General features: G+C 42.4%; 15 protein-coding genes and 1 pseudogene. 11 read left to right on the top strand and 5 right to left on the bottom strand.

Going from position 1 to position 17,211, the window contains the following annotated elements:
* Positions 1-14: 14 nt before the first annotated feature.
* The 4 genes from CVD23_RS07445 to CVD23_RS07430 all read left to right on the top strand — a co-directional run bounded on the left by CVD23_RS07445 (position 15) and on the right by CVD23_RS07430 (position 2,894).
* Positions 15-1,142 (top strand): MBL fold metallo-hydrolase, encoded by a 1,128-nt coding sequence (locus tag CVD23_RS07445; protein WP_101665625.1) that lies wholly within the window; start codon positions 15-17, stop codon positions 1,140-1,142.
* Between the two features lie 85 nt (positions 1,143-1,227).
* On the top strand, positions 1,228-1,455 hold the full coding sequence (locus CVD23_RS07440; RefSeq protein WP_101575497.1) for a sulfurtransferase TusA family protein: 228 nt from the start codon (positions 1,228-1,230) through the stop codon (positions 1,453-1,455).
* A 52-nt stretch (positions 1,456-1,507) separates the two neighbouring features.
* Positions 1,508-2,287 carry a sulfite exporter TauE/SafE family protein gene (locus tag CVD23_RS07435; protein WP_101665624.1) on the top strand — a complete coding sequence of 260 codons (780 nt, stop codon included), beginning with the start codon at positions 1,508-1,510 and terminating at the stop codon, positions 2,285-2,287.
* Positions 2,288-2,468: 181 nt separating this feature from the next.
* Positions 2,469-2,894, top strand: coding sequence for an organic hydroperoxide resistance protein (locus CVD23_RS07430; RefSeq protein ID WP_101575495.1), 426 nt, complete (start codon positions 2,469-2,471; stop codon positions 2,892-2,894).
* A gap of 21 nt (positions 2,895-2,915) precedes the next feature.
* Here the strand turns inward: CVD23_RS07430 and CVD23_RS22820 are convergent.
* Both CVD23_RS22820 and CVD23_RS07420 read right to left on the bottom strand, forming a co-directional pair.
* Positions 2,916-3,074: pseudogene (locus tag CVD23_RS22820) on the bottom strand (NAD(P)-dependent oxidoreductase); the annotation flags it as partial.
* 92 nt (positions 3,075-3,166) lie between these two features.
* Positions 3,167-3,391, bottom strand: coding sequence for a hypothetical protein (locus CVD23_RS07420; RefSeq protein WP_245917267.1), 225 nt, complete (start codon positions 3,389-3,391; stop codon positions 3,167-3,169).
* A 266-nt stretch (positions 3,392-3,657) separates the two neighbouring features.
* Here CVD23_RS07420 and CVD23_RS07415 point away from each other — a divergent pair, with 266 nt between their 5' ends.
* The 6 genes from CVD23_RS07415 to CVD23_RS07390 all read left to right on the top strand — a co-directional run bounded on the left by CVD23_RS07415 (position 3,658) and on the right by CVD23_RS07390 (position 10,397).
* Positions 3,658-6,498, top strand: a complete 2,841-nt coding sequence (locus CVD23_RS07415; protein ID WP_101665623.1) for a sigma 54-interacting transcriptional regulator — start codon at positions 3,658-3,660, stop codon at positions 6,496-6,498.
* Positions 6,499-6,913: 415 nt separating this feature from the next.
* Positions 6,914-7,342, top strand: a complete 429-nt coding sequence (locus CVD23_RS07410; RefSeq protein ID WP_101575493.1) for a mannose/fructose/sorbose PTS transporter subunit IIA — start codon at positions 6,914-6,916, stop codon at positions 7,340-7,342.
* A 1-nt stretch (position 7,343) separates the two neighbouring features.
* A complete protein-coding gene (locus CVD23_RS07405) occupies positions 7,344-7,838 on the top strand; it encodes a mannose/fructose/sorbose PTS transporter subunit IIB (RefSeq protein WP_101575492.1) in 495 nt (164 codons plus the stop codon).
* A 297-nt stretch (positions 7,839-8,135) separates the two neighbouring features.
* Positions 8,136-8,945 (top strand): PTS mannose/fructose/sorbose transporter subunit IIC, encoded by an 810-nt coding sequence (locus CVD23_RS07400; RefSeq protein WP_101575491.1) that lies wholly within the window; start codon positions 8,136-8,138, stop codon positions 8,943-8,945.
* Positions 8,946-8,984: 39 nt separating this feature from the next.
* On the top strand, positions 8,985-9,830 hold the full coding sequence (locus CVD23_RS07395; RefSeq protein ID WP_245917273.1) for a PTS mannose transporter subunit IID: 846 nt from the start codon (positions 8,985-8,987) through the stop codon (positions 9,828-9,830).
* A gap of 111 nt (positions 9,831-9,941) precedes the next feature.
* Entirely contained in the window at positions 9,942-10,397 is a 456-nt protein-coding gene (locus CVD23_RS07390) for a DUF986 family protein (RefSeq protein ID WP_101665622.1), read from the top strand.
* A 195-nt stretch (positions 10,398-10,592) separates the two neighbouring features.
* Here the strand turns inward: CVD23_RS07390 and CVD23_RS07385 are convergent, their stop codons facing one another.
* The 3 genes from CVD23_RS07385 to CVD23_RS07375 all read right to left on the bottom strand — a co-directional run bounded on the left by CVD23_RS07385 (position 10,593) and on the right by CVD23_RS07375 (position 16,147).
* Positions 10,593-12,854, bottom strand: a complete 2,262-nt coding sequence (locus CVD23_RS07385) for a YhgE/Pip domain-containing protein (RefSeq protein WP_180955590.1) — start codon at positions 12,852-12,854, stop codon at positions 10,593-10,595.
* A gap of 356 nt (positions 12,855-13,210) precedes the next feature.
* A complete protein-coding gene (locus tag CVD23_RS22705) occupies positions 13,211-14,941 on the bottom strand; it encodes a glycine betaine ABC transporter substrate-binding protein (protein ID WP_101665620.1) in 1,731 nt (576 codons plus the stop codon).
* Positions 14,942-16,147, bottom strand: a complete 1,206-nt coding sequence (locus tag CVD23_RS07375; RefSeq protein WP_101575486.1) for a quaternary amine ABC transporter ATP-binding protein — start codon at positions 16,145-16,147, stop codon at positions 14,942-14,944.
* A 428-nt stretch (positions 16,148-16,575) separates the two neighbouring features.
* Between CVD23_RS07375 and CVD23_RS07370 the strand changes: the two genes are divergently transcribed.
* A complete protein-coding gene (locus CVD23_RS07370) occupies positions 16,576-17,082 on the top strand; it encodes a hypothetical protein (protein WP_101575485.1) in 507 nt (168 codons plus the stop codon).
* Positions 17,083-17,211: the final 129 nt, after the last annotated feature.

Genomic DNA, 17,211 nt, shown 5'->3' with positions numbered 1-17,211 from the left:
TGGGAGTATGTGAAATGACTGTAAATATTATGACCGCGCAAGAAGTGGCACAAAAAGTGATCAAGAAAGAAAAGTTATTTATACTGGACGTTCGAAATCAAACCGATTTTAAAGACTGGAAAATAGAAGGTGAGAATTTTGCATACCTAAATATTCCTTACTTTGAACTACTCGACGGGGTTGAAGAAATAATTGACCAGCTGCCTGCAGGCATAGAGGTATTAGTAGTGTGCTCCAAAGAAGGTTCGTCCATCATGATCGCTGAAATGCTATCAGAAGCTGGACGTGAAGTTTTTTACCTTAAGGGTGGTATGAAGGCATGGAGTGAACATTTAGAACCCGTTAAGGTCGGCGATTTAAATGGTGGAGGAGAGATCTATCAGTTTGTTCGAATCGGGAAGGGATGTTTGTCATATATGATTGTTTCAAACGGAGAAGCAGCCGTTGTTGATGCTACCCGAATGACAGATGTGTATTTAGACTTTACCCGAAACCTCGGCGTTCATATCACGCATGTATTTGACACGCATCTTCATGCGGATCATATTTCAGGCGGAAGAATCATTGCTGAAACAACGAATGCCACCTACTGGTTACCGCCAAAGGATGCAGCTGAAGTCACATTTGAATACCAGCCTTTGGAAGGCGACAACCATGTGAATATCGGAAACTCGGCCATCAATATACATGCATTGTACTCCCCAGGCCATACCATTGGCTCGACATCGTTTATTGTCGATGAAAAGTTCTTGCTGTCAGGTGATATTTTGTTCGTTGATTCGATTGGGAGACCGGACCTCGCCGGAATGGCCGATGATTGGGTGCAAGATCTACGGGAATCACTTTATAAGCGTTATAAGGAATTATCTACTGAATTAATTGTCCTGCCAGCTCACTTTATGGTTAACGAAGAATTGAATGCCGATGGAAGTGTTTCTGAAAAATTAGGAGTATTGTTTGCTAAAAACCACGGGTTAAGCATTGAGGATGAAGCGGAGTTTCGAAAAATCGTTACCGAAAACCTGCCCCCTCAGCCAAATGCTTATCAAGAAATTCGCCAAACGAACATGGGGAAAATCCATCCGGACGAAGAAAAGCAGCGTGAAATGGAAATTGGCCCAAACCGCTGTGCGATACGTTAAACCGTACGTTTCCGCGGATAAATTCCACTTTTCCGCGGATAAATCCCACTTTTCCGCGGATATGAGTTTTAAGGAGAGATCGCTTATGAAATCAGATAAAGTTCTAGATGCAACAGGATTGGCTTGTCCAATGCCGATTGTAAAAACGAAAAAGGCTCTTGATGGGTTGGCGGCTGGCCAGGTATTGGAAATCCATGCGACCGATAAAGGGGCAAAGAGTGACCTGACTGCATGGTCGAATGCAGGAGGGCATCAGCTTTTAGAGGCCAGAGAAGATAATGGAGTGTTCAAGTTTTGGATTAAAAAGAGTTAATGCAAAGAGGGAACCAGGAGCTGGTTCCCTTTTCTTGAAGGGGGTATCAGGAGTGGAAATTGCCTTTATAGTGACGATTTTTCTTATTGGTTTCATTGGTTCTTATATTTCCGGAATGCTTGGCATTGGCGGTTCGATTATTAAATATCCAATGCTTTTATACATTCCGCCTTTATTTGGTCTGGCGGGATTTAGCGCTCATGAAGTGTCGGGAATTAGTGCTATTCAAGTATTTTTCGCCACGATCGGCGGGGTCTGGGCATATCGCAAAGGCGGATATTTAAATAAATCGTTAATTGGGCATATGGGTGCCAGCATTTTAATCGGAAGTTTAGTCGGTGGTTATGGATCCAGGATGATGCCGGAAGACGGGATAAATATCGTCTATGGTATTCTGGCGCTAATAGCTGCCATTATGATGTTTATACCGAAAAAAGATCTTGATAGTATTCCGCTTGACCACGTCAATTTTAACAAGGGACTCGCAGCCGTTTTGGCATTAATAGTAGGTATCGCATCAGGTATTGTCGGTGCAGCAGGGGCGTTCCTGTTAGTGCCCATTATGCTAGTGGTCTTGAAAATTCCAACACGAATGACGATTGCTTCTTCGTTGGCGATTACGTTTATTTCATCGATCGGGGCAACGGCCGGAAAAATCATAACCGGGCAAGTGGCTTTTTATCCCGCGTTCATTATGGTTGTCGCTAGTATCATCGCGGCACCACTCGGAGCAATGGCCGGAAAAAAAATTAATACGAAAATCCTGCAAGTAATTTTAGCTGTGCTAATAGCAGCAACCGCATTTAAGATCTGGATCGATATTTTTTTTTGACTTGTTAAATCCAATCATAATCAAGGTGTAAACTGGTTGATGTGGTTTGCGCTTTTTTTCTGCGGGAATATATTTACAAAGGATTTAATGCTTTAGTAAAGAATGTAAATAACACCCGGGCTTTGAGAGAACACTTATATAGGCTCTGTAAAAAAATTTCTGGTGAAGGAGAGGGAATTTCATGTCTGAACCATTGTTTACATCATCGGCAACTGCTGTTGGAGGAAGGGAAGGAAGAGTTGAGTCGTCTGATGGTAATATTAAAAAAGATCTTGCCATGCCAGGGACTCCAAGAGCGAAGCAATTACCTGATGCATCAAATCCGGAGCAGCTTTTTGCGGCTGGGTACGCTGCCTGCTTTGACGGAGCGTTACAATTTATGGCCAAGAAGGAACGTGTCAGCTTTGAATCCGAGGTGACGGCAAATGTCAGCCTGTTAAAAGACGAAGCTGATGACGGATTCAAACTTGCGGTAACGTTGCAGGTAAAAGGAACGGATATAGATAAGGCAAAATTAGAAGAGCTTGTTCATAAAGCTCATGATTTCTGCCCATACTCAAAAGCAACGAGAGGGAATATCGATGTCACGCTTGAGGTTGTAGAGTAATTCTGGAAATAAAAATTAAACCAGCTGCCATGGCTGCTGGCCAGCCCAGTTTATAGGCACTTTTGGCGTGCAGGTGCCGAACGTTTTGACGTCTTCTGCTGAAAATGAGGAAGGAATTAATGGGATCCAAATTGGTCCTGGAGCTACTCCATTGACCCGGATCCTCTTTTCTATGAGTGAAAGAGACACCGGAGCGGGCTGGTTCTTTTGTGAGATGAACGTACTAAATGATCTTATAGAAAAAAACACTGGTATTAACCAGCGCCATCAACCTACGAACTTTGTCTCTTATTGTCACCTACATGTACTAACGAACCTTTTTTAATCCAGTATTGAAAGCTATCCCTCGGAAAAACTCCTCGGTAATTCGAATTATCCATTTTTATTACTATGCTTCCTTGTGTCACTTCTAAAATCTTTAATCTGTCTGAGTTGCTGAGGTTTGGCATAAAGCCGCTTTTCATTTCGAATTCCATGTTTTCGTGAAGCTCCATCATATTAAGAACCCTCCTGAATTTAATGGACTTTCCCAGATTTATCATTAACTTGCCCCTTTATTTAATAATTTATCCATATCTTGGTGTATGTATATGATGTGAGCGGTTTTTACGGGGAATTTTGCCGAAATAACTCGATGACCAATTGCGCACTTTCCTTGGATTTTCTGAGAAGAGTTCGCAAGCTTGACATGAAATTAATATTGATAGCGAATACATTCATGATACTATTTATGTAGTGTATTCGAAAAAAGGGGGGATTTCCTATGAAGCGTATCGATAAAATTTATGCTTATTTAGTCGAACAGTCTGATGGTAAAAAGCTCGATGATTTTATCCGTATGGAGGGGTTCACTGCTTCAGATATCGCGGATCATTTAGATATTCTCAGAAACAATGTGAGCGCGGAATTAAACAAACTATTGCGCCAAAACATGATTATCAAGATTAAAGGCCGCCCGGTCCGTTACCTCGTGAAGGACTGTATTGAAAAGTTGATACAGTCTCAGTTGCCGAATGATATTTACGAGTATGAAAGCATGGAAAACATCTTAGCTTTTCGGCCTGGGGAACCGAAATTATCGCAAATCGATACAGAGGAGGAACCGAGCCCATTTGACGATTTGATCGGGGCAAAAACGAGCTTGCGCATTCAGGTGGAGAGAGCGAAAGCAGCCGTTTTGTATCCGCCTCACGGCCTGCATACATTGATTGTCGGCCAGACCGGGGTTGGGAAAACGCTATTTGCCAATATGATGTTCAACTATGCAAAACATGCCGGCCCATACACGGAAGATACCCCGTTCGTCGTATTCAACTGCGCAGATTATTATAATAACCCTCAGCTTTTGCTGTCCCATGTGTTCGGCCATGTGAAAGGGGCATTCACGGGAGCGGATAGCCATAAAGAAGGACTGGTCGCCAAGGCCGATGGAGGTATCCTGTTTCTCGATGAAATCCACCGCCTTCCCCCTGAGGGCCAGGAAATGATTTTTTATTTTATGGACACCGGGACATACAGCAGCCTGGGAGAAACGGAGCGGAAGCATAAAGCCAATGTCATGATCATTGGTGCGACAACCGAAGACCCGGAATCTTCCTTGCTTAAAACCTTTGTCCGCCGCATCCCGATATTGATCAGCATCCCGTCCTTTGAAGAACGCCTGCCAATAGACAAGATTGATATTTTAAAATTTTTATTGGCCAATGAGGCAAACCGCGTCCAAAAATCGATTAAAATTGATGCTGAAGTTATGAAAGCATTGATTGGCAACACTACTTTTGGAAACGTTGGACAGCTGAAATCAAATATTCAGCTTGTCTGCGCCAATGGCTTTCTTCGTTGTTTAAATGAAGAAGTCATCACAATCGAATTTAAACGGCTGCCTCCGGAAATCAAAAATGGCCTTTTTTATCTGAGCAGGCGCCGGCAGGAAATGCAGGAGTTGTCCCAGATGCTGGAGCCGAATTTGATGATATATCCGGAAGGGAATAATAAAGCTCTGTTTGAAGAAGACCCTTATGAACCGGACTTTAATTTATACAGTATTATTGAAGATAAAGTTGCATTTATGATGGAGCAAGCGGTATCGGATGATGACATCAACCGATTTTTGAAGCTGGATATTGATATCCACTTGAACAAGTTTTACAACAAATTTTCCAGCAATGCGCTCAATCGAGAGAAAATTTTAAAGATTGTTGACGAAAACATTTTGACTTTCAGCGAGGAAGTACAGGATCTGGTTGAAAAGCGATTAAAACAAAAGGTAACGGAGCGCTTCCTGCTTGCTTTCAGTCTGCATCTCACCTCGTTTTTAAAAAGGTCGAAAACGCAAAAATTAGCGGGTTATACAAATATCGAAAATGTCATCAATGACAGGCCGAAGGAGTATCAGTTGTCTCTGGAAATCTGTAGCCTGATTGAGGAACGATTCCATATCGTTGTCCCCGGGATGGAGGCTATGTATTTGACGATTATCCTTACTTCGCTGTTAAAGGATCAAAAGGCTGAGCATGTAGCAATTCTTGTCGCAGCGCATGGCAGCAGTACAGCAAGCAGCATGGTCACAGTCGTCAAAAAATTGCTTGGAGAAACGAATATAGACTTTATTGATATGCCGCTGGATCTTAGTCCAAAAGAAATTCTGGACGAAATGCGCGAGCGGGTAAGAGAAATAGATATGGGGAAAGGTGTTTTGCTACTAGTCGATATGGGCTCGCTGACAGGGTTCGGCCAAGTCATCACGAACGATACAGGTATTCAGACTCGAACACTGGATATGGTTTCGACGCCGCTTGTGATTGAAGCTGTTCGGAAAGCAACGATCATGGCCATGGATTTGGATGAGATTTATGACTCTCTGAAAGATTTTAAAGGTTACGGAATTTACCAGGTAGAACAGGCGGAAACCCTGATGCTGAACAAGCCGCTCGCTATATTATCTGTCTGCTCGACCGGGGAAGGAACTGCGGAGAAACTGAAACAATTTATAGAGCAATTGCTTCGCAACATTGGTAAAAGTGAAATTAAGGTCATACCTCTGCCAATAAATGAAGTTGAACACAGCATTGATCACTACTTGGAAAGTTATGATGTGCTTTTGACCGTCGGAATTGTGGACCCGAAAATTCATGTGCCGTTTATTCCGATTGAATCACTATTTGTAGGCGACGGGGAAGCGCAATTCATGAACTTGATCCAAAATCGCCATTTAATTCCCTCAAATCCGCGGCCGGAAGTGATGGTACGTGAAATGAGTAAAGAAAGCTTAAATGAGTTTTTAACATATTTGAATCCAAAAAAAGTGATCGGGACGATCCTCGAATTTGTAGAAAATATAGAAAAACTCATCGCTTTTTCCTTTAGTAACGCGACAAAAATTAATCTGAGCCTGCATATTGGATGTGCACTTGAGCGTGCGGTAATACACGACAGCCTCAGTTATACTTCGGACGTTACAGATGAGCAGGAAACAAAAAAAGAAGCTTTTAAAGCGGTGGCACAAGTATTTAAGGACAAGATTAATCTTTCGTTGACAGATGATGAACTGTATTACCTGGTTGATATAGTAGATAAACAAATCGAAGGACAACGGGCAATTTGATATATCCAGCGTAAGGCTGCCAGAAGGTTGTTTCGACCTTTTTGGCAGTCTTATTTTGTGTATATACATAATGATGGCGATTTTAATGGGAGCAGGGGCTTTTTGAATAAACTTTAAGCATATACATAAATCATCAAACAATCGTGGTTAAATCAGGGCGGCGTTTTAGCTTATTCAAAGAAAAGAATAGAGCGCAATAATTAAAATGAATCAACCAGATCAATCTTATTTAAGACAGTGTTCTTTTGTTGACATCAAAAACACTTTTTGAGTATTAAAGATTTATTAATAGTGTATCAATATATTTTCAAAATAAAAAGAGAATGCTTGAATGATAGGAGTATTAATTTGATACAGAAAGTTGGCATGAAACTTGCAAGTATTATTGTTGAAAGATGAAAAAGGAGGTCGAACGATGACAACTGCCATTATCATTGGGACACACGGAGCATCAGCAGAACAATTATTAAGATCATCCGAAATGATCATCGGCCCGCAAGAAAATGTTACCTTTATCGATTTTGTTCCTGGTGAAAATACAGATACATTGATTAAAAAATTCAATGAACAATTGTCTAATCTTGATACCGCTGAAGGCGTCCTGTTTATGGTCGATTTATTCGGTGGCAGCCCGTATAATGCTGCAAGCCAAATTGCTTTGCCGAAACCTGATTATGATGTAATCGCAGGGGTAAACATTCCGATGCTTCTGGAAACGTTGGCGATGCGATCGTCGCTGGGATTTGATGAGCTGGTGGACACGGCTTTAAATGCAGGTAGCATGGGTGTTAAGTCCTTAAGAAAAAGCTTAGTTATAACTGAAGAATCAGAGGAGGAATTATAAAATGATTATCGCATTAGCACGTGTTGACGACCGTTTGATTCACGGACAAGTGGCAACTGTTTGGACGAAAGAGGCCCGCGTTAGCCGGATTATTGTAGTCAGTGACGAGGTGGCAAATGATACGGTCCGTAAGACCTTGCTCACTCAAGTGGCACCTCCTGGGATAAAAGCCAGTGTCGTGGACATTGACAAAGCAATTCGCGTGTACAACAACCCGAAATATGAAAATGACCGAGTTATGTTCCTGTTCACAAACCCGGCCGACGTACTGCGCCTGGTTGATGCAGGTGTCCCCATTAAATCTGTAAACATCGGCGGGATTGCTTACAAAGAAGGCAAAACGATGATTACCAATGCCGTATCGGTTGATGAAAAAGACATTCAAGCATTTCGCGAACTGGCCGCCCGCAACATTGAATTGGAAATTCGCAAAGTGGCCGCGGACAATAAAGTGGCAATTATTCAGCTTTTAGACAAGCTGCAAGCTGGCAAATAAGAACCTGGGGCGGACGCATACATGTACGGGTATGAAGCTAATACGGATGACAAAGTGACTGATGGTTTCCTGATTACCTTGCGACAACAGACGAGCTTCCAGTACGGTGTTAGTCGATAGACTTCTGGAGTACTTTGGTTTATGACCTTGAGACTCATTAAGGAGGTGGTTGCCGGCATATCGAGCGACTGAAATATTGTAACCGTTTTACCTGCCTATTAGATAAGTCAACTGCTTAAAGAATGGTTAAAAATCTGCACTTCTTTTCACATTATTTACTCTAAGGAGGGAAAAATCGTGGATGTTTCTGTAATACAAATTATCCTAGTCTTCATCGTATCTTGTATTTCAGGGATGGGGTCAATCCTTGATGAATTTCAGACCCACCGTCCGCTGATTGCATGTACGTTAATTGGTCTGGTATTAGGGGATGTAACAACCGGCGTTATCATTGGCGGTACTCTCGAAATGATTGCTCTCGGATGGATGAACATTGGAGCAGCCGTTGCGCCTGACGCTGCTTTAGCATCGATTATTTCTACTATCCTTGTTATTGCAGGGGGGCAAGATATCGGTGCAGGTATCGCTCTGGCGATTCCACTTGCTGCAGCTGGTCAGGTACTGACGATCCTGGTCCGTACCATTACTGTTGGGTTCCAGCATGGAGCTGATAGAATGTCAGAAAAAGGAGATTTGCGAGGGATGGATTTGCTTCATATAAGTGCGTTGCTCTTGCAAGCGATGCGTATTGCGATTCCTGCTCTCCTTGTTGTCGTAACGGTCGGAACTTCTGCTGTCAGGAACATGTTGGATGCGATTCCGGATGTTGTAACAGGCGGATTGAATGTTGCCGGAGGTATCATTGTTGTTGTCGGTTATGCGATGGTAATCAATATGATGCAAGCACCATACTTGATGCCATTCTTCTTCGTTGGATTTGTTATTGCCGCTTACACCGAATTTAACTTGGTTGCCCTGGGCGTACTCGGTTTAGTCATGGCGATCGTGTATATTCAATTAAGCCCGAAATACAATAAAGTCGCATTCGCGTCAAGTGACAGAGCAGCTTCAGGGTATGACGACGATCTTGACGATGAGTTAGACTAAGAAGGGAAGGAACGCAAAATGAGTACTGAAACGAATGTGATGGCACCTGATACAGGTGAAAAGAAACTGACAAAGCGTGATTTGCGTGCGGTTTTCATTCGCTCCAACTTACTTCAAGGATCCTGGAACTTTGAACGGATGCAAGCTTTAGGATACGCTTTCGCCATGGCGCCTGCGATCCGCCGCCTGTATCCTGAAGGCAGCGAAGAACGGAAGCAAGCAATGAAGAGGCATAATGAATTCTTTAATACCCAGCCATTTGCATCAGCCCCGATTTTAGGCGTGACCCTTGCGATGGAGGAACAGCGGGCAAATGGCGCAGAAATCGAAGATGCAGCCATCAACGGTATTAAAGTAGGTTTGATGGGGCCACTTGCTGGTGTTGGCGACCCGATCTTTTGGGGTACGGTGCGTCCGATATTTGCCGCGCTTGGTGCATCGATTGCCATGTCCGGCAATATTTTAGGTCCGCTTTTGTTCTTTGTGTTGTTCAATGCTGTTCGTCTTGGTGTTAGATGGTGGGGTGTCTCTTACGGCTACCACAAAGGCTCCAACGTCGTTTCCGACATGGGAGGCAACCTGCTTCAAAAGCTGACAGAAGGTGCATCGATTCTCGGTCTATTCGTTATGGGAGCGCTGGTTAACAAATGGACATCCATGAAAATACCATTAGTTGTTTCCGAGATTGAGAATCCTGAAACGGGTGAAGTAACAACAACAACAATTCAAAGTATTTTGGATCAGTTAATGCCTGGTCTTTTGCCGTTGCTTTTAACTTTTGTATGTATGTGGCTACTGAAGAAAAAAGTCAATCCATTGTGGATCATACTCGGTATTTTCGCACTTGGTATTGTTGGATACTGGGGCGGATTCCTGGCTAAATAGAATGGACAAAAATGCCACGCCATCATGGCTGGCAACGGTAACGAACGAGAATCGGCATCGCTGCGATTCTCGTTCTATATGTTAAAATGTGAAGTGAGGAGGTAAGGCCTAATGTCTATCACAGAAGGAATATTATTGGCTTTGATTGCACTATCGCTTGCGTATATTGTATATGACTCCCTCGTCATTCCGATGTTAAAAGGAAAGACGATTCTTACTGTTCCTTTAAAAAAACGCAATTTGGCGGATCAGCTTATTTTTGCAATATTGCTGGTCATTCTGGTTGTCTCCAACATCGTGAGCGGCGGCAATGATATGGTTACGTATTTGTTGGCAGGTTATGCAGCGATTATTCTTTATTTCGTATTGCTTCGAACGCCAAAAGCAAGATTTAAAGAACAGGGATATTTTTATGGAAATTTTTATTCTGATTATGACCGCGTGAAAAATATGAATCTGTCAGAAGACGGCATTTTGGTGATTGAAACGAACCGGCAACGCCAGCTCTTGCAAGTCGCCCACATGGAAGATCTCGAGAAAGTTTTAAAAGTGTACACCGAACATTGAAAAAACTGAAGCTCTATCAGGATCCCTTTGAAAAAACCTGGTAAATGCATTCATTGCAAATACATTATTTTTTGATAACCTCCATCACTCACTGTAGTTTATATGTGAAATAACAAAATTAATTGATATTTAAGTTTTGCCCATTTATAAAAATATACGGGACGGCGCCATCATGTCTGGCGTCCGTCCCTATTTTTAGACTACCGTTTCTGCTGCCATGTCAGAATCTTGTTGTTGATATTTCTTTTTTATAAAAATTGCGACCCATGACAACAAACCAAAAATGACAAGGAATATAAGCAGCATTCCGGCGTTTACAAGTGCCGAGCCGAAACTATTTAAAGAGATCACTGATTTAAACCCGGCAATTGAATAGGTAAACGGAAGGTATGCGCTTACATTTCTATACGTTTCAGGCAGCATATCGATCGGCAGGTTTGCGCCGGTAATGGAGAGCTGCAAGATAATGAACACTAAAGCGATAAAGCGGCCAATGTTTCCTCCGAATGCGGCAAGGAAGAGCACAATTGCTGAAAACGTCACGCTGGCTATGAGCGCAAATACAATCAATCCAATCGGGTTGGTCACATGCAATTTCAGGCCTAAAAGAACAACACTGAGAAGTAAAATGGCTTGAACGATGGCCAATGAGCCCAAGTGCATAAATTTAACTGCGAACCAGCGGACGCTAGATACGAATGGCGGCCTTTTAAAATCAATAAACATCGACATGATCAAGATGCCGGAGAACAAACCAAGTGTCAGTATATATGGAGCAGTCGAATCACGGTAATATTCATATCCGTTAATTTTATCGCTGACCAGTTCAACCGGGGCGGCGAACATGCCGGCATTTTCTTCTCCAGTTTTCAGTCTGCCCGTTTTTTCTGCTCCATCCTTCAGCCCTGAAGCGAGTTGCTGGGTTCCATCATTCACTTTTCCGGCTCCATCGTTTAGCTTGGTAGTGCCATCAGCCAATTTTCCCCAGCCTTCATTCACACTGGTGGTACCATTGCTTACTTGGCCCATTCCGTTATTGATTTTAGACGCCCCAGTTGTAAGCGCTTTCCAACCTTCGTCTACTTTAGCATTCCCATCGGAGATTTGGCCCGCCCCTTTGTCCAGGGCAGTCACACCATTTGTCAGTTCCGACCACCCATTGTTAACTGCGGCATTCCCGTCAGCAATTTGTTTTGCTCCTGCTTCCAGCTTCGCTGCTCCATCATCAACCTGTATTTGACCGGCTAACAGCTTTTTAATTCCTTCGTTCAGATCTACTGCTCCAGGAGCTGCCGTAGAAGCGAGTCCGTTAGAGATTTGCGTTGAGCCATCCCTTACAGAAATTGCCCCTGCTAATATTTTTTCGGCCCCTTCTACTATTTTTTGATAGTTAGGATCCAGTTTTGTCGTAACATTAAAGTTTTGATATTCCTTAATTCCTGCCTCCAATTGGACGGCCCCATCTGCGAGCCTAACAGCACCATCTGTTACCTTCGCACTGCCGGGTACTAAACGGCCCTCGATGCCGGCTCTAAGCTTCGTACTGCCAGCCTCGGCCCGCTGCAATCCAGCTAATATTTGCGAGGTTCCGCCTTTCAGGCTTACCATACCATTATGCAGCTCCTTTGCTCCATTAGCGAGCCGCGAAATATCACCGGATTTATCGTGTAATCCTTTTAACAGACGGGAAGTACCATTTTTTAATTCTTTCGTGCCATTTGCCAGCTTTGTAATATCTGCTTGCTTGGAAGAAAGGGAATTTACGAGCTGTCCTGTTCCTCCTTTAAGCTGATTCGCGCCATCGGCCAGCCTCGCGATGTCTGGCGATTTTTCAGTGACGGACTGCTGTAATTCAGTTGTTCCGTCATGAAGCTGTGTTGTTCCGTCAGCAAGCTGGGCCGATCCGTCGGCTGCTTTCTCAAATCCATCGGCAACCTCACCCATGACGGATGTAACGTATTGTTCGGTGATTGTATTTGCCAGTTGCTCGCGAATTCTTTCAGTAGCGGTTCTGGTAACTTGTGAGGCGAGGAAGTTAAGTCCTTCATTTTGGATGTATTCTAGTTCAAGCTTTTTGGGATTTGGATCAAGGACGGTTGTCACGCGCTGGGAAAAATCTTCGGGTATCACAATGACGATATAGAAGTCATTATTCTGTAGTCCTTTCATCGCTTTTGCCGAATCGACGAATTTCCAGCCTAACTGCTTTCCTTTTTTCAAATTCGCCACCAATTCTCTTCCTACGTTGATCGGTTCATCTTCCGACATCGCTCCTTTATCATTATTGACGACGGCAACCGGCAAGTTTGACAGATTGTCATAAGGGCCCCAGTCAGCAGAGAGGAGAATCCCTCCATAGGCAACAGGTACAAGTAAAGCGGCAATAATGGAAAAAAGAAGCGCCTTGTTTGCTGCTAGCTTTGCAAACTCAACAGAAAGTAAGTTGAAAACATTCATCCATAATACCTCCAAGTATGGTTTTGTACCGAAAATGAATGAACACGCATTCACTTTTATATTTATCATAATATTTCAAATACTATATACAAATCCAGGGGATTTTTTGTCGAAAGTGAAATTTACACATAAAGTATTAGCGGGATATCCCGTTAGTTGTAGTACCTAAAGTACTAAACTCATTAGTGTAGGTTATAACTTGTAATTCTAGTGGAATGATGTGAAATTGCTCTAAATCATTCTTTTGGAAATGGAGGGGAGAAAACGATTCTTTTTGGTTTATCCAGTGCTAGATTTAATGCGAGGCGAGGACTTAAATAAAAAAGGCATCCTTTAAAAGGATACCTTCTCTATCATTACTTTAAATCGTCGATTGAATCTATTTCCATGTATTCTGGAACGGTTAACCCCAGCCTGGTTCCTTCCAGGTTCGCTCCGAGATCAACCAAAGCATCTTCATAACGTGTAAAATAATCAGCGTGGGTGGTTGGCAACCATGCTGCAACCATTGCGTCAGCACTTCCATCGGCAATTCCGGCAAACATTGGGCCTGCTTCAACCTGTTTCATGTTGACGTTATATCCCTGCTGTTCTAAAACTTCACTGATAACATTGGTACTTGCAATTTCTGATTCCCAGGCAACATAAACAATAACGATTTCTTGGCCATTGCCTTGCTGAGCGCCTTCTATCCATGTTTGGACTACTTCGCTATGGGAATTAATCCAGTTTTGAGCTGTTGTTTCAGGATCAGCACCTTCTTGAATCTCCACCATAACTTCTTCCATATCACTAGGTTCCCAATAAAACTGGTCAAGTATTTGGTAAGCCCCAGGTGCCTCTTCTTCAAGTCCTTTTCTTACAACCGTATGGATCGATTCACCTTCACCGTAGGAGCCTTTCGGATCGTCCAGATACTTCAAATCATACTTCTGATACATCCAGTGCGGCGTCCAACCTGTGATGATAATCGGTTCTTCCTTTTCATACGCTTTCTTTAACTCAGCCGTCATTGCTGCAGACGAACCTTCCCGAAGCGTCCAATCTTCTAAATCATAATCTTCCATGGCTTTTTCCGTAGCTTTCATTAATCCGGATCCGGGATCAATGCCGGTGATTTGATAATCGACCTGAGCGCCGACATGGTCATTAGCGGCTTGTTCATCACGATTTCCTTCTAAAAATCCAAAGTAAGCAAACATGATTATAAAAGCAGCACCGATGATTCCGAATACGATCTTCGGGTTTATGATGTGGGAATAGGCGGGTTTTCTAAGGTTTTGTGAAATGCGGTCCAAAATAATCGCGATAATAACGATCGATAATCCGGCTTCGAAACCCTGACCCACTTTAATCTGAGTCACTGCCCGATATACTTCTGCACCGAGCCCTGGTGCGCCAACTAGAGAAGCGATTACAACCATTGAAAGGGAGAGCATAATACTCTGGTTTACACCGGCAAGAATTGTTGGTGCAGCCAATGGAAGCTGGACTTTCAACAGTCTTTGGCTAGTTGTTGAACCAAATGCTTCCGTGGCTTCAATCAAGTCCCGAGGAACTTCACGAATGCCTAAATTCGTCAATCGGATCGTGGGAGCAACTGCAAAGATAACCGAAGCTATAATACCTGGCACAACGCCAATTCCAAAAAACAAAATGGATGGAATCAAATAGACGAAGGCTGGCATTGTCTGCATAAAATCCAATATTGGTGTTACGATCTGTTTTGCTGTATCACTTTGTGATACCCAAATCCCAATTGGTATCCCAATCAAAATCGTTATGAGTCCCGATGAAAGAACAAGTGCTAGAGTATCAACTGTAGCGTCCCAATAACCGAGATTCTGAATGAGCAGCAGACTGATCAAAGTAAAAACTCCAAGTGTCCATCTGCTTGTGTATAATGCCAATAAAGTCAGAATTAGTATTAAGACAATTGAGGGACCGGCGTTCAGCACATTAACGAATATAGCCAGTGTCCCTTCAATGAGAGCTGTTAAAAAGTCAAACAACCCGCCGAAGGTAGCTGTTATCCAATCAACAAGCCGATCAGTCCATGATCCCAAAGGAATTCGTGGTATATTCATTTAATCACTTCCTATATCATTTAAGAAATCTCTATTACCGGCAAGCGCACCAATGACACTGCCACGAATGATGATTCCCTTTAATTTGTTTTCGTTGTCTACAACCGCAAGTGGTGAACTTGAGGTTGCGATCTCATCCAATATTGTAGAGATAATAACATTTTCATCTACTGAAGGGATATCCTTAGTCATGACATCCTGAATGGTTAGGCTTTCTTTAATGGCCTGTGTAGCTTGTTCAGCTGTAATAGCCCCCAACAATTTTTTCTTTCTATCAACGACGAAAATACTTGAGTAGCCTTGCTCCTTCATAATTTGCAGAGCAACCCGGGGGCCTCTGTCGACTGAAATTCTTTCCGCTCTTTTCATTACATGTGAAGCAGTCAGAACATTCGATAAATCAACATCTTCTACAAATCGTTCTACATATTCATTGGCCGGATTCATCATAATCTCTTCCGGAGTACCCAGTTGAATAATACTTCCGTCTTTCATTAAGGCAATTCGATCACCGATTCTTAACGCTTCGTCTAAATCATGAGTAATAAATATAATCGTTTTATTCAGATTCTCCTGCAGTTCTAAAAGCTCGTCCTGCATATCACGGCGAATTAACGGGTCAAGGGCACTGAAGGCTTCGTCCATGAGCAGGATCTCCGGATCATTGGCAAGAGCCCTTGCTAATCCAACGCGCTGTTGCATTCCGCCGCTAAGCTGTGCGGGATACTGATGCTCATAGCCTTTTAATCCGACAACTTCCAGAGATTTTAATGCTTTTTCCGCTCGTTCTGCCGCTGGTACTTTTTGAATTTCCAGCCCGTATTCGGCATTTTCGAGAATCGTCTTGTGAGGAAAAAGAGCAAAATTTTGAAAGACCATACTGATCTTCTCTCGTCTTGTCTCCCTTAATCTCTCGGCGTTCATTTTCAGAATGTCCTCGCCGTCAATCAGAATTTCACCGGAAGTCGGCGTGATCAGCCGGTTAAACATCCTGATTAATGTGGACTTCCCACTACCAGACAATCCCATAATCACAAAAATTTCACCGGGATAAATCTCAAAGTTAGCCTTGTTTACCCCGACAGTTTGACCGGTCTTTTGTAAAATTTCCTTTTTAGAAAGCCCCTTCTTTAAAAGGTCGATCGCAGCCTTTGGGGATTTCCCAAAAATCTTCGAAACATCCCTTACTTCTACGTTAGGTTTCATTCATATCCTCCGTTTCTAGTTACCCGGTATTCATATATCGATTAAAAATTAACCTGGGTTATTTATTAAATGATTGGTTATAGTGGAATTTTTTATTCCTAAGAGAAGGCTTTCTTCTATATCTAAATATGTTTAATTAGCAGCCTTGTTCAACTGTGAACAACTAAGCACATGGATTCATTGCGGGGAACTAGCAGACAAATCTGTAAGCTTGGGATTAAAAGCAACAAGACAACCTTAACACTAATGAAATATACGCTTCAACCAATAAGGCTTATTGCTAATCATCGAAATTTTCGAATAAATCGATATGGCGGCTTGAGAAATATTGCTAGTTATTATAGCTTCATCCCGGGTATCAAAATAGCGTCCTTTAATGAAGCACGACTACCAATACATCTACATGCGTTTAAAGGGGGAGTTTCTTCATGCTTAGTATGTTTGAGGTCCTGAAATTTCTCGTTTCGTTTTTCTTAATTCTCCCGGTTGTAACGTTTATCCATTTGAGTGGCCATATTTTTTTTGTGTCTATTTTTGGAGGGACTGAAAAGAAACTCGTCATCGGCTGCGGAAAACACTTGTTTTCGTTTTGGAGAATTGAAGTAAGGAAATATTATTTCTGGAATGGAGCATGTGAATTTAAATCGTTAAGATATGATAATCGTCTAACGAATATGATTATATATCTTGGCGGCTCAATTTTTAATTTTACAAGTATAGTAATCGTTAATTGGCTCATTTATTCTGGTCGTTTAGAGGATTCGGTTTTGTGGAACCAATTTATATACTTTTCGTTTTATGTTCTGTTTTTTTCCTTGTTTCCGATGTATTTTTCTGATGGTTCTCCGAGTGACGGAAAGGCCGCCGTGCTTTCTTTGAAAAACGAGCACGATGATAAAATCACAGATGATATCCAAATAAGAAAAGACGACTGACCGGCGTGACTCGAAAGCGAATAGTAATAATCTGCTTGCTGAAATCTATAATAATATAGTCATAATTTATCACTAGTGTTGCATAAATACTGTCGAAAAATTCAATCTATTCATTCTCATGGTTTAGAG

It is taken from the genome of Bacillus sp. V33-4, assembly GCF_002860225.1.
Taxonomy (GTDB): domain Bacteria; phylum Bacillota; class Bacilli; order Bacillales; family Cytobacillaceae; genus Bacillus_BJ; species Bacillus_BJ canaveralius.
Note: the sequence above shows the minus strand (reverse complement) of the source record. Positions and strands in the feature narration are given on the sequence as shown.